14 protein-coding genes are annotated in these 13,335 nt (G+C 46.0%); 8 read left to right on the top strand and 6 right to left on the bottom strand.

Annotated elements, in window-relative coordinates:
* Nucleotides 1-70 precede the first annotated feature (70 nt).
* From ICN11_RS04130 to ICN11_RS04120, 3 genes are all read right to left on the bottom strand, one after another.
* The gene (locus ICN11_RS04130; RefSeq protein ID WP_216229289.1) at nucleotides 71-208 is read right to left on the bottom strand and encodes a hypothetical protein; all 138 of its coding nucleotides are present in this window, start codon (nucleotides 206-208) and stop codon (nucleotides 71-73) included.
* The gene (locus ICN11_RS04125; protein ID WP_216229288.1) at nucleotides 177-1,157 is read right to left on the bottom strand and encodes a YafY family protein; all 981 of its coding nucleotides are present in this window, start codon (nucleotides 1,155-1,157) and stop codon (nucleotides 177-179) included. The genes ICN11_RS04130 and ICN11_RS04125 overlap by 32 nt, the downstream gene beginning before the upstream one ends.
* A 378-nt stretch (nucleotides 1,158-1,535) precedes the next feature.
* Nucleotides 1,536-2,093 (bottom strand): hypothetical protein, encoded by a 558-nt coding sequence (locus ICN11_RS04120; RefSeq protein ID WP_216229287.1) that lies wholly within the window; start codon nucleotides 2,091-2,093, stop codon nucleotides 1,536-1,538.
* 84 nt (nucleotides 2,094-2,177) lie between these two features.
* Here ICN11_RS04120 and ICN11_RS04115 point away from each other — a divergent pair, with 84 nt between their 5' ends.
* A complete protein-coding gene (locus tag ICN11_RS04115) occupies nucleotides 2,178-2,495 on the top strand; it encodes a helix-turn-helix domain-containing protein (protein WP_216229286.1) in 318 nt (105 codons plus the stop codon).
* Between the two features lie 12 nt (nucleotides 2,496-2,507).
* Here the strand turns inward: ICN11_RS04115 and ICN11_RS04110 are convergent, their stop codons facing one another.
* Together ICN11_RS04110 and ICN11_RS04105 are read right to left on the bottom strand one after the other, a co-directional pair.
* Nucleotides 2,508-3,440 carry a DnaB-like helicase C-terminal domain-containing protein gene (locus ICN11_RS04110; RefSeq protein WP_216229285.1) on the bottom strand — a complete coding sequence of 311 codons (933 nt, stop codon included), beginning with the start codon at nucleotides 3,438-3,440 and terminating at the stop codon, nucleotides 2,508-2,510.
* A 69-nt stretch (nucleotides 3,441-3,509) separates the two neighbouring features.
* Nucleotides 3,510-3,701, bottom strand: coding sequence for a hypothetical protein (locus ICN11_RS04105; RefSeq protein ID WP_216229284.1), 192 nt, complete (start codon nucleotides 3,699-3,701; stop codon nucleotides 3,510-3,512).
* Between the two features lie 161 nt (nucleotides 3,702-3,862).
* Here ICN11_RS04105 and ICN11_RS04100 point away from each other — a divergent pair, with 161 nt between their 5' ends.
* From ICN11_RS04100 to terL, 4 genes are all read left to right on the top strand, one after another.
* Entirely contained in the window at nucleotides 3,863-4,387 is a 525-nt protein-coding gene (locus ICN11_RS04100) for a hypothetical protein (protein WP_216229283.1), read from the top strand.
* Between the two features lie 69 nt (nucleotides 4,388-4,456).
* Nucleotides 4,457-5,842: a site-specific DNA-methyltransferase gene (locus ICN11_RS04095; protein WP_216229282.1), complete on the top strand. Its 1,386-nt coding sequence runs from the start codon at nucleotides 4,457-4,459 to the stop codon at nucleotides 5,840-5,842.
* Nucleotides 5,843-5,844: 2 nt separating this feature from the next.
* Entirely contained in the window at nucleotides 5,845-6,327 is a 483-nt protein-coding gene (locus ICN11_RS04090) for a DUF5681 domain-containing protein (RefSeq protein ID WP_216229281.1), read from the top strand.
* A complete protein-coding gene (terL, locus tag ICN11_RS04085) occupies nucleotides 6,324-7,763 on the top strand; it encodes a phage terminase large subunit (RefSeq protein ID WP_216229280.1) in 1,440 nt (479 codons plus the stop codon). Before ICN11_RS04090 ends, terL begins: the two co-directional genes overlap by 4 nt.
* A 136-nt stretch (nucleotides 7,764-7,899) precedes the next feature.
* Here the strand turns inward: terL and ICN11_RS04080 are convergent, their stop codons facing one another.
* On the bottom strand, nucleotides 7,900-10,548 hold the full coding sequence (locus tag ICN11_RS04080) for an AAA family ATPase (RefSeq protein WP_216229279.1): 2,649 nt from the start codon (nucleotides 10,546-10,548) through the stop codon (nucleotides 7,900-7,902).
* A 249-nt stretch (nucleotides 10,549-10,797) separates the two neighbouring features.
* Between ICN11_RS04080 and ICN11_RS04075 the strand changes: the two genes are divergently transcribed.
* From ICN11_RS04075 to ICN11_RS04065, 3 genes are read left to right on the top strand one after another with little or no spacing between them, the layout of a single operon-like run.
* Nucleotides 10,798-11,154: a DUF3489 domain-containing protein gene (locus ICN11_RS04075; RefSeq protein ID WP_216229278.1), complete on the top strand. Its 357-nt coding sequence runs from the start codon at nucleotides 10,798-10,800 to the stop codon at nucleotides 11,152-11,154.
* A gap of 4 nt (nucleotides 11,155-11,158) precedes the next feature.
* Nucleotides 11,159-11,554 (top strand): DUF2924 domain-containing protein, encoded by a 396-nt coding sequence (locus ICN11_RS04070; protein ID WP_216229277.1) that lies wholly within the window; start codon nucleotides 11,159-11,161, stop codon nucleotides 11,552-11,554.
* Between the two features lie 9 nt (nucleotides 11,555-11,563).
* The gene (locus ICN11_RS04065; protein WP_216229276.1) at nucleotides 11,564-13,219 is read left to right on the top strand and encodes a recombinase family protein; all 1,656 of its coding nucleotides are present in this window, start codon (nucleotides 11,564-11,566) and stop codon (nucleotides 13,217-13,219) included.
* Nucleotides 13,220-13,335: the final 116 nt, after the last annotated feature.

Here is a 13,335-nt window from a genome sequence, read left to right as displayed (position 1 = left end):
TAGGTTGCATGGGTCAATTAATGCGTCTTCAATTCTCATTTAAAGGCGCCTTTCTACAGTAATTCAAGCTTTAACTCGCATCCTCCTCGTCATCACTCTCAATATTCGCACCATCAACCATTAAATGGTCAAGGTATTGCGTGCGCACATCTCCAAGAGACTTTTTAGGACGGGATCTAGCAACCAAAAGTCGAACCGTTAATTGCATCCCTTAACTCCTCGATCACCTTTTTCCGCAAACTGGCTGGCGCCAGCACTTCTACTGCCGAGCCATATTTCAAAATATCCATCACCAACTCAGGATCCTGGTTGTAATTAAACTCCAATATGTAATACCCTTCCCGATCAAAATACCCTACTTGATCCTGGTGCCAAACCTCCGTCGACACCCATCTGGCCTGCTCAGGAGTAAAGCGTAACTTAGCCCGTTTATTTGCTTTACCGGAAAAGAGGCCATAACTTTGCCCAAAATAATCTTTAAGCTCCTTTTCAGGCACTTCTTTTGCCTTCTTATCCAGAATCACTGCACTACGAATACCGTCTACCGCAAAACTGCGTAATTCATCGCGCAAGTGACAGTACGCATCTACATACCAGTTATCTCGGTAATAAATCAGTTGCTGGGGTGAGATCTCGCGCTGCGTAGTTTCATTTTTGACTTTGGCGTAATAAGTAATGCGTAGACGCTGACGATTGAGTAAGGCGCTACCTAACTCAGCGAAACTTTGCACTGAGGTTTTGCGCTGGGCCATGGGTAATACTTTGATCCGTTTGCGCAATTCCTTGGCAGATGTCTGATGTTGACCAAGGATGTTATCAATGATGACTGACAGCGGTTCAATATGAGGACCAATGAGGCCGCCCTTATCCAAGGAAGAGAGCAGGTGGTGCATTAGCGCTAAAGCGGTAGCCTCTTTTTCGGTAAACCACAAGCCGGGCAATTCTATTTTCTGAATATCTTCAGGATTCTCAAAACAATAACCGCCTTGAAAGCGATCAAACACAATGGAAGCATTGAGGCGACTACGCAAATACTCCAGATCCCGTTTAAAGGTGGCTTTGGAGATTTCCAATTCATCCAAGAAAGTCTTAATAGGCACACACCCTCTCGCCTGGATGAGATAGGTAATACGATGCAGGCGCTGCATGTCACCCATTAGGACCTCTTCAATTTATTAATTTTTTATAAGTCTACCTGTAAAGCTCATCTTGTGAGCTTTACATACCTTCACCCCTACAAGCAAACCAGTCAATCAAAATTAATAGCACTTACACAACCTAAGAGCTCTTATGGTAGTAACCGTCGCATTTTGGAGTACCCTTTGGATTGGATTTACAGGAATTAGATTTACTTGAACAACTGTAGCAAAGAATCTTGCTGCATTTATTACATTTATAGGGCGATGAAAAATTTAGGCCTATACCTCCCCCACACCCTTGGCATTTCTGGTTGGCCATTTAAGCCCCCTTCTCTAGTAATCACGCTTAAAAAATTATTGACGATGCAATCCATGCGAACTGTGTCAGCTCACAATCTATTTAAGACTAAGCTGCACCCCTTTAATATCATCCGTAATTAATTTGACACCACTTGCTTTGAGCAATTCTTCGTTCAAGTGAAAGATATGGCCATTGACATAATCTTTCTTAGATCCCGGTATAGCCTTTAGAGCCTCAATAGGCACCAACGCCGCCTCTTTGACGCTCCAGTCTTCATTAAAAACAATCGCGATTAAACAATGAAACTCATCTTCAAACAGATTTCTCACAACTCCCAGCTGCTTTGAAGGATTCGAGGCGGTGATGCGCCGCCCCTTGACTTGATAAGTGGTGCCCTCATCATCAATTACATCCGATCCCTTATGGGAATTTTTATTAAGAGCCTCTTCTGCATTTTTAGCCAGCCCTTGCTTTTCTAGCCATTTGGCCGCTAACAGCTCCGCATAATCACCAGTTGGGCTATTTGTGGTGCGCAGAATTTGCTTGTCTTTCAAAGTATTCAGAACATCTGCATAAATTCTTAATAATTCCAATGACCCCAGATGCTCAAGATCTTTGCATTGAGAAAAGCGATTAGATGATGGTTGCTCCATAAATCCCTCCGTGGGTGTTAACAATAATTTGATACTAAGGAAGTCTTAGTGTAATAGCGAGTAAAAACTAAGATTATCTTAGGCATGGTTAGCCCAGCTAAAGACAACTCCCTTCTCGCCAAGCGGCTTAAAAGCGCCCGTGAACGCCTGAATATCTCCCAAATGGAGTTAGGGGTACGTGCTGGGATTGATGAGTTCTCGGCCTCAGCCAGAATTAACCAATATGAAAGAGGTAAACACGCTCCGGGCTTTGATACCGCTAAAACCTTGGCTAAAGTGCTGGGCATACCCACCGCCTATCTCTATTGCGAAGATGAATCGCTTGCTGAGTTAATTGCCACCTACGGACAATTAACCGCTTCCCAGAAAAAAGCGCTGGCGCAGTTTGCCAAATCGCTTTAACTATCGCCATCGTTAGCATCCAAAGCGTCCGTATTTCAGATTGGTAGTGAGGTAAACCGTACCCGTTACATCAAACGAATTACTGGCCATCATCAGTTCAGCTCGGTCGCGATTCTCCCTTTCTGGGTGATAGACGTCATCGCGATATAAAAATAACAGAGCATCTGACATGCGAGCTAAAGCCGTGCTGGGCAGATCCGTAAAGACAGGCCGCTTATTTTCCCGCTCCTCGGCACTAGGATTAACATTTGATAGTAGCAAGATGGCGATATTGAGTTCAACAGCTAAGTCTTTGAGCAGGTGCATTGCATTCTCATAAGCCGCCGTAAGCTCATCCCCACTCATCTTCATCTGCAAGTCGGCATAGCCCAGATCATCAATCACCAAAAGGGATAAGGGTGATAAGGCATCTTGTTGATTATGATCTTGCGCAAACGCCCTCACCCGCTGACACAGGGAAGCCATATCAATATAGGGGTAATGCATCAGATGCAAGGGAGCGTTTCGGGCTTTACCGATGATCGTACTCAGTTTGCAATCCTGATCTACAGTTAACCCCCCTTCTTGCAAGGTGCTCACTTCTACTTCCGCAAGTAGAGAGGCGATTCGCAGGGTTAATTGCCACACTGGCATCTCTAAGCTCAAATAAAGCGTGGGACGCTTTTGAAAGATGCCTACATTGGTGGCGATATTGAGCGCCAAGGCCGAGCGACCCATCGAGGGTCGGCTAGCTAATACCGTGATAGCGCCCAGACGCAGACCTTGAAAAGCTTCATCAAAATCAACCAATCCTGTTTTTAGCCACCAGCGCTCATCACGATTTGTATCCGCATTTTGAATCCCCACCCGCAGATTGGCGAGTGCTTCACTGATGGAGCATGGAGCCTGCTGGGTCTGATAAGCCTGATGGGTGGGTAGATTCTTATTTACTGCAGTAGATGACATCACTTGCCTCTTGAAAGAATGTATCCCTACTGTGGCATACATAAGGCTCATAAAGTGAGCTAGCGGGGACTATTTTGAAGTAAGCTCCGCTTTGTCGCTATTTGCTGACGGCTTTGGGGTAATTTGCATATATACCGTGGCATCGCCTTCCAAAGTCGATGATGTTGGCTTTGGCCAAATAAGATGAATCACCAATTCAATAAACCGGACAAGTGCCAGTAGCGCAAAAGCGATTGCCACTAGTAATAAGATCATCGTCATGATTTATCCCTATAAAAATCAGTAGCACTACTATGGCATAGCTTTGGCTCAAATAGTGAGCTAGATAATTCAATTAATTATTAGTAAAATCAAAAAAATAAGGCATATTGCAGCTCACCTTCCACTAATTTCTTTTTCAAAACATTTATATCAGGGATTCAATGACAAAGATTAAATCTCTAAAAGAACTCAATGAGCGACATGAGTCTTTTTGGCAAAAGAAAGTTAAAGAAACTGAACAGTGGGCCGAAAAATATCCGCACAACACAAAAGAAACTTCTGAAATCATTGGCGAGGCGGCTGATGATGGGAATCTTCATAATCCCAAGAAGATTGACAAATCAAGCTTTTATATCCAGATGGAAAAAGCGCAATTGCGAAGAAATTCTGACAATGCCGCAAGAGCGCAAGGCCCCCGTGGAGATACTTTAGATACGCGCATTAAAGAAATTATTTCCACCAATCCAGAGATTAGCGAAAAAGACCTACTTTCACAGCTAAAAAGTGAAGCCGGTTCTGGTGGATCCATACTTGAGGTGGATGAAACAGACATTATCTACAGCGTTAATGGCACATCAAAAGAAAAAAATTCACCTATTAGCGGACTAAAAAGTCGTCTGAGCCGTGCAAAAAAGCAACATCACGAAAATATGCTTAAGATAAAAACAGGATCGCAAACCGGCTAGCGAGAATTTGATTCTTAGGATTCCTTGAGGAGTTACCCCATGGTGGGGTGACCTTTTTAAGGAGTAGTTATGAATCAAAAATATCAAACCAAGCCCTATCAACCAACACTGCATTCCCCCAAAGCCAGTAGCATCCATAAAGACATTAAGCTTGAAATTCGGTATGCGCTAATAAGTGAGCTGATAGCAGATTCTCGCAATCCTCGAATTCATTCAAAACACCAAATTAAGCAAATTGCCAAGGCCATTCAGGCAAGTCAAATTGTTGTGCCAATCTTTATTGACCCCAGCGGCAAAATTCTTGCCGGTCATGGCCGTCTATTAGCAGCTCAATACTTAGGCCTTGATAGTGTTCCAGTTATTTGCGTTTCCCATCTCACACCAGAGCAGGCTATCCTTTTTGCGATTTCAGACAATAAATTGACTGAAAATGCCAGATGGGATGACAACACCTTGGGCAAACTCTTTGCAGAACTCTCCCGCCTGGAGGTAAATCTTGATTTAGAAATTTCTGGTTTTTCCACAACGGAAATTGACCTCAAGATTGCGGATTTAGATCCAATTGATCCGCAAGAAAATGATCCAGCCGATTTTGCGATTCCCGTGCAAAAAAAACCAATTTCAAAATTGGGGGATGTTTGGCTCTTAGATAAACACCAAATCATCTGTGGAAATAGTCTGGAAGATGGCATCTACCAAATCTTGATGCGAGACTGTAAAGCAAATGCCGTATTTTCCGATGCGCCGTACAACGTGCCCATTTCCGGCCATGTCGGGGGTGGCGGCAAAATTCAGCATCGCGAGTTTCGCATGGCTAGTGGAAAAATGAGCGTCACTGAATTTACCCAATTTCTTACTGCGGTATTTCAACTCCTCTCTAAGTACAGCACGCCTACTTCCATCCATTTTCAGTGCATTGATTGGCGCCATCTCTCTGAGATGCTATCCGCTGGAAGCGTTGCGTACGCAGAACTAATCAACCTCGCCGTTTGGGTTAAAAACTCCGGCGGCATGGGCTCGCTATACCGCTCAAGACATGAGTTGGTATTGGTATTTGCCAATCACAAAGGGCCACGACGCAACAATGTGCAATTAGGTAAGTTTGGCAGAAATCGCACCAATGTGTGGGAATACCCCGGCATTCTGACGATGTCCAAGCAAAGTGAAGAAGGCAATCTCTTGGCGCTGCACCCCACTGTGAAACCAGTTGCAATGGTTGCCGATGCTATTTTGGATATTACCGCTAGAAATGAGATTGTGCTTGACCCTTTTCTCGGTAGTGGCACAACCCTCTTGGCATGCGAACGTACAGGTCGAACATGTCGCGGCATCGAAATTGATCCGCTTTATTTAGACACCGCAATTCGCCGCTGGCAATACTTCACAGGTGGGTCCGCTATTCATGCGCAAAGCGGCCAGTCATTTGATGAACTCTCTAACAACTTAGGAGGTTAATCATGAGCACTTCTGACAAAGATTACACCATCGGCTTTAAAAAACCGCCTAAACATACGCAGTTTCAACCAGGTCAAAGTGGTAATGCCAAAGGTCGACCCAAAGGCTCCTCGAGCTTTCATAGAGTCATCGAGCAAGAGCTCAATGTAGTCACCCCCATCACTGAACGCGGCAAACCGAAACAAATACGAAAAAAAGAAATTATTGCCAAACAGCTAGTGAATAAAGCCGCAGCAGGTGATTTAAAGGCTGCCGGAATGCTGCTCAATGAATCACGGTATGCCGAGCAACAAGCTGCCTTAAAAGAAGACACAACGGCACCGACCTTTAAAGCAGTCGATCTACAAATACTCAATCACTTTGCGCAGCGGGTTCGCAACTCTACGCCTTTGCCTACTGCTGAAGATTCTCAAACGACTACCGCACAACCCTCTCCCGAGGGCAATCCTGACTCAACCAATTTATCCAAGGAATCCACATCATGAATACACCTAATCTTAGTTATGCCGAATATCAATCCATCTTGCGCACGGACTTTATGAGCTTTATTGAGTTGGCGCACTCTATTCTGTGTCCTGGTGAGCGCTTTGTGCCATCACCCTATTTGGAATTACTCGCATCAGAATTAGAAAAGTGCCGCCTGGGGGCTACTAAGCGACTGCTTATTTGCTTACCACCACGCTCACTCAAATCGCATAGCACTTCTGTGTGCTTTGTGGCCTGGATCTTGGCACACAACCCCAGTGCAAAAATCATCTGCGCCAGTTATGCTCAGCAGTTAGCAGAAAAGCTGGCTTTAGATACCCGTAAGCTCATGCAAAGCGCGCAATACCAGAGTCTGTTTGCCACCCGCTTAAATCCCCATAAATCTGCCCTGCATGATTTTGAAACTACCCAGTCTGGGGGCCGTAGAGCGACTTCAGTCGGAGGGGCGCTGACGGGTCTTGGTGCCGACTTCATTCTGGTTGATGACCCCACTAAGATCGAGGATCTTTTCTCAGAGGTCATGCGCAACGGGACCAATAACTGGTTTGATGGGACTTTGCGCAGTCGCTTAAACGATAAGGTCAATGGCTGCATCATTGTGATCATGCAACGCGCTCATCAAGACGATCTGGTGGGTCACCTGTTGGCAAGAGATCCGGACTGGAAACTACTCTCTTTACCTGCGATTGCTGAGTGTGATGAACATTACCTGATCCAAACGCCGTATGGCACCAAAACTTTTTCGCGTAAAGAAGGTGAAGCACTGCACCCTGAGCGTGAACCACTCTCCTCCCTCTTAAAAACACGAGAGCAGACGGGGTCTTATTATTTTTCCAGTCAGTATCAGCAAAACCCTACACCCGTTGAAGGTGCCATGATTAAGGCAGACTGGCTGATGCGATTTGATCTTGCGGCGCCACCGCCTCCAGGGTATTCGCAGATCCTGCAAAGCTGGGATACCGCCCATAAATCCGGGGAGTTGAATGACTACAGTGTGTGCACCACCTGGAGAATCGTGGGTGATCATTACTACCTCCTGCACGTCTTGCGTCAAAAGCTGGAATACCCCCAGCTAAAACAGAAAATCATATCCATGGCCCAAGAATACAAACCAAAGGAAGTGGTGATTGAAGATAAATCCTCAGGTATTGCGCTGATTCAGGATCTGTCTGAGTTGCGCAGATTTAAATTGGTGCCCTACACCCCGCCTGCGGGAACAGACAAAACTATGCGCCTTTTTACACAAACCGATCTGTTTGAAAACGGCAGAATCCTTTTACCAACTCAGGCGCCCTGGTTGGCAGAATACGAAAAGGAGTTGCTCTCTTTTCCGGGATCAAAGTTTGATGATCAGGTCGATTCAACCACTCAAGCATTAGCTCACATTCGGGAAGGAAGTAAGACTTTGCGGACTTGGCAGGCATTAGGGCGATAAGAGCTAATCACTCCTTCGGGCTACTTCAAGATACAAAGCGGTTCTTGATCTTGATTTAAGCTCGAAGCCCCCTTACGAGTCAAAATAGAAATATGTAATTCAAGAAATCAAACGCTCGGCAATACCGCAAATTGCACTATATTGACGCCCTCGTTGCCTTCCTGCGATTCTGGATCATCTCAACAATATTGTTCAACGCCGCAATATCGTTACCAAGTTCCATTGCCGTAGGAACCGTGGCGCCCTTAGCGGATGAAGGATCGTGAGCAGTTACAACATCGCAGCTTCGCTTATGCAGTTTCTGAATCGCTTCGTATTCAACGCGATCAAAGCCAACAACATCTTCAAGTGAGTCTACGCGAATCCAGTCGCGATATCGCTTCACAACCCCATTGAAAACTACATCCTGAATAACTCGCTCAAGAGTTGCTCGCAACTGGTCATATAAGTGCCGCATTTCACCATTTTCTTTCTCGCCCGGATATGTTGGCCACGACTTAGCGAGCTTAATTTGAGCCTGTTCAATAGCGTTGATTCGCGCCTTATAACCTTGGTGGTCCCAGGGAAGTCCATGATTCACACAGCCAGGGGAATCGCCTTGCCATTCTAAGAACGACATGGAATTTGGAATTCCCTCGGCCTCGATTTCGTCGCACAGCTGACCAAGAAAAGAGGTGTCATGAGTAAATACGACAACCTGTCGAAGTTTTGCCTCCTTCACCAACCTTCGAGCAACATTACATCGACGCCAGTGGTCCAAAGACGATACGGGGTCATCGAAGACAATTCCACATGAATGATTGGCGAGTGCCAGCTCCGCAAAAAATGATCCTAGTGCGATTGCACGCTGCTCACCTTCACTCAGAATTTCATCAATTTTATTTATAGTTGGAAGATCAAGCAAGATTTGATGGAGCATCTTCCCGCGGACACTACGCTCCTTGAGCCTAGTCTTGATATGACCGATGCCCAATGCTTCAAATTCTTTGTCAAGGGAATTCCTAAGTTCATCAGTAACTGCAACTGTGGCAAATTCCTTTGATTTATCGGAAATCGAGCGGGTCTTTAGACTTAATCGGCACTTCTCAAGTGCAGCCTTCCTCTTTATCCGTGCAATCAACTCAATAACAGCCCTCAAACTCTTGGCTAGATTTTGTCTTGTAATGAGCTCCCTGAGCTCTTTATCAAGCCTCTTCCGCGCATCTGCATCCGCCGCTCTTACTAAAGCCCGAAAGATATTCAACTGTCGAGCAGCAAGATCTCTAACCCGCACCCTCGGAGATCTACTCAGAATAGGAATTTCAGTCCAACTTGATGTTTCGAGACAATCGACCATTGAGGTTCTCCGCAAGTAAATTGAGGTTTGAAATTCGGTAATTTCCTGAAGAATCAAACCATCCAGAGCATTTAGCTCGTGGCTGAGAGCATCATCAGCTGTAATCTGGAGGTCAGCAGTTTCAATCTTACTCCGCACTGTTTCTACTTTCTTGCGAACGGTGTCAGCCGCCTTTGCAATATCGTTTTTTATATATTCATCAAACCGTCTGAGGCGTTGCATGCCAGACTTGGGCAAACCCTCTTGGCATAACGGGCAGATCATATTCTCAATTGGTGGCGGAAAGCCTTCTCCCGGATACGCAACCTCCATTGAATAGCGTCTTGCGGATTCAAAGAGAATCTTCCAAGCTTGGTCTCCGGTTCCAGCAAGCAATTCCTCACCAGCTCGCAAGGCGTCCGCAGCCCTACTTTCTGCTTCTTCAGCAACTTTTTTCTCCTGATCGAGCTTGCGAAGCTTTTCAACAGCCTCAACACTAATCCAATTCAGAGGTTTAATCACCTTCTCCGCATAGGTTTTGAAACGCATTGCCGCAAGACGAGCAACTTCAGCCTTGGCCAAAGGATCGCCCTCGTTAAGGGCTACTTGTAGATAAACGATTCGTTTCATCTCCGCCTCGGTCAGAGATCCAAGGGAGATGATTGCGTTTTCATCTGATTCGACGGAAAGACTACCAATCACTTTCCCAACCTCGGTTTCGCCAAGCAGATGTTCGAATGGAAGTTTACTAACATCGATTCCATTGATTTCCGTTTCGAGCATCTCTGTGAGCTTAGGAAGAACCTGATTTGCAAGGTTTTCCACAATATCAAGTCCATACGGAAGATAAGCAACATCTTGCTCGGCCGTAAGGTATGAGCGCGCGCATTTTGAATCAAAGACAGAAATTGATGAGAGGACATCGGGTGGAACACCATCACGCGACCATGCAACCTCACTCTGGACGCCGGACAACTTTATCTCGAATATCGCGGTCGGCACCTTCTCGGATGATTTAGGATCATTTACATTTGGATGGATAGGCTCAGATTGATCTCTAGCTCTACAAGCCCGTTTCATAACGCGTGCATAGCCAGACTTACCGGATCCATTACCCCCATAAATCACCGTCATTCCCACCTCAGAGAAAGTAAGGGCATGATCGTTTGGAATTCGATTAACATTTTCCAAGTCGCGTAATGCTATAAGAATAACGCTCTCTTCTCGAGCGAGTTCAGCCGGAAGATGCTTTCTGGCTAACGGCTCAGATTCCAACGAGTCATCAACTTCAATCCCATTGTCTTTCTTGAGGAGTCGATATAACTCCGAATAATCAACTTGTCCTAATCCAGACTCCATCTGGAATAAGCGGCGACAAGCATCTCGTTGCCATTCTGGAAGAGTCTTAGTCCACTCTAGGATATCGCCAAGCAGGGCCATGATTAGATAACCAGGAAAATAGATTAGCATAACCGTACGGCACCAAAATGTCTGCAATCACAACATTTCGATTGGGCCAACTTAATGGTTAATCATTCGGAATAACCCTAAAAAGAATAAATTAGGCACCTTCTCGGCAAAACACAGACTCTTCTTTTCTTGCCAATCGTAATCCCAATATATTTGTTTATTTCCAATAATTGACTTGATGTATTGGCATTAGAGAGCGTTACTAGTGTTGTTATCCCAATGGTGGGGTAGCAAACACTAGGAGCAATCATGCGCACTGCAACAAGCAAAAAAGGTACCGCCAAACCAATTCCATTGGCGACCAAAAAAGCCGTTGTTCAAAAACCCATTACGACAACATCCAAAACCAAAGGGCTCAAACCAACTACCCCCTTGACTAACCCAGTCCCAGCAATCAAAGAACAATTCAAAACCAAACAATCTCAACTCATTGCTTTACTTAAAGGCCCCAAGGGATCCAGCATCCAAGAGCTCATGCAAGTTACTGGCTGGCAAGCGCATTCAATTCGAGGGGTCATTAGCGGGGTGATTCGTAAACGCCTAGGTCTTACCGTCATCAGCCAAAAGATGGATGGGGTTCAACACTATCGGATTGAAACGGCTTAAGCTCATGCAAGCGCAACTTGCAGCACTCATACAATTGAATCGAGTCGAGTTGATGGCGCGCTGGCAACAATGCTTTGGAGTGCGTGCGCCCCACCTCTGTCGCACGCCACTGATGCGCCAAGCCATTGCCTGGCATCTGCAAACCAAAGAGTTGGGAGGTTTGAGTTTGCTCGAGAAGCGCCAAATCCAATCGGATGCAATCACTCCAAGCAATAAGCCCAGCAATGGCTCTCGCCTGGTTCGGGTTTGGCAAGGTAAAACTCATCAAGTCACCGTTTTAGAGGGCGGCTACCTTTATGAGAACCAAACCTGGAAAAGTTTGTCAGCGATCGCCAAACACATCACGGGAACACCCTGGTCTGGTCCGGCGTTCTTTGGCCTCAAGAAAGCTGGTAAATGAGCAGGCAGCATGACTAAGCTCACCCTACGCTGCGCCATCTATACCCGTAAATCTTCTGAAGAAGGATTGGAGCAAGGCTTTAACTCACTCGATGCTCAAAGAGAGGCCTGTGAAGCTTTTGTACTATCCCAACAACATGAAGGCTGGAAACTGGTTCCCACCTTCTATGATGATGGTGGTTACTCCGGCGGGAACATGGATCGCCCTGCTCTCAAGCAATTACTTTCTGATATTGATCAAAAGAAAATCAATGTTGTAGTCGTCTATAAGGTGGATCGTTTAACCCGATCACTGGCCGACTTTGCCAAGATTGTGGAGCAATTCGATGCCAAGGGCATCTCCTTTGTCTCGGTCACGCAGCAATTTAATACCACCTCGTCGATGGGAAGACTGACACTCAACGTCCTTCTATCGTTTGCGCAGTTTGAGAGAGAAGTCACCGGTGAGCGGATTCGGGACAAGATTGCCGCTTCCAAAGCCAAAGGCATGTGGATGGGTGGCACCCCACCCCTTGGGTATGTTGCTAAAGAGCGCACCCTAGAGATTGATGAGGAACAGGCTAACTTAGTTCGCCATATTTACGAGCGCTACCTAGCCCTAAAATCCGTTAGATTGCTTAAACAGAGGCTTGATAAAGAAAGGATTACTACTCCCAAGCGATTGACTAGTACGGAGCGTCAATATGGCGGCAGACCTTTTTCCAGGGGGCATCTGTATAAGATTTTGTCCAATCCCGTTTACATTGGCAAGATTGTCCACATTGATAAAGTCTATGAGGGACAGCATCCAGCCATCATCAACATAGCAACTTGGGATGCCGTACAAAATCGATTGCAAGGCAATCACCAGGGGGAGCGCAAACGCAAGGCAGCACCATCGAATAGTCTATTGCTAGGACTGGTCTTTGATGAAGCAAGACAGCGATTGGTGCCATCCCACAGTCAAAAACACAGCAAACGCTATCGCTATTACATTTCTGAATCATTAAATAAAACGAGTCGCAAAGATGCTCCTGACGGTATTCGCATCCCCGCACCAGAACTCGAAACACTGGTGATTCAAGAGCTTGCTGCTTGGTTAGAAGATGAATCTACTATATTGGAGTATCTGGATCCACCGGCTCATCAGGTGCAAGAACTCACTCGAGCTATTCATAACCACTTTGAGCTTCTCAAGCAAGAGGGTATTGAGCGTTACACCTTTATCCATCAACTCGTAGAACAAGTTTGTGTTTTACCAAACCAAGTGCACCTGACGATTAAACCCCATGTTTTGCTCAACGCCTTACCAATCCAAGAACCCCTTACCCTGATTGCCCACACCCAGATTGAGCGCTGCGGCATGGCGATGCGATTGCTCGTTGGCAACAAGCGTATCTGTCCAACACTCGATACCAATCTGATGCAAACCCTTCGTAATGGGCAACATTGGTTAGAGCAGTTAACCACCGGAAAAGTGAAATCTCTTGGCGAGCTTGCCTCTCAATTAGGGCTGACTACCACCGCAGTAACCAACATGATCTACCGGGCCTTTTTAGCGCCTGACATTATTCGATCCATCATGAACGGCACTCAACCAGTTCACTTCACGGGTGACTTTCTGAAAAAGCAAGGACCACTGCCTCTGGATTGGGAAGAGCAGCGTCAGCTACTGGGTCTTAAGTAGGCCAAAGCCAACCGTCTTTCATGCTCACTGAGAGAAGTGCTCAAGAGAGGCCAAAAACCCTCCGCAAGCCAACCGCAGAGAATGTAAAAACCAAAAAGCCCCGCGGTGTGCGGGGC

Source organism: Polynucleobacter sp. 78F-HAINBA, from assembly GCF_018882325.1.
GTDB lineage: Bacteria > Pseudomonadota > Gammaproteobacteria > Burkholderiales > Burkholderiaceae > Polynucleobacter.
The sequence above is the reverse complement of the archived record's forward strand: the minus strand, read 5'-3'. Positions and strand labels throughout refer to the sequence as shown.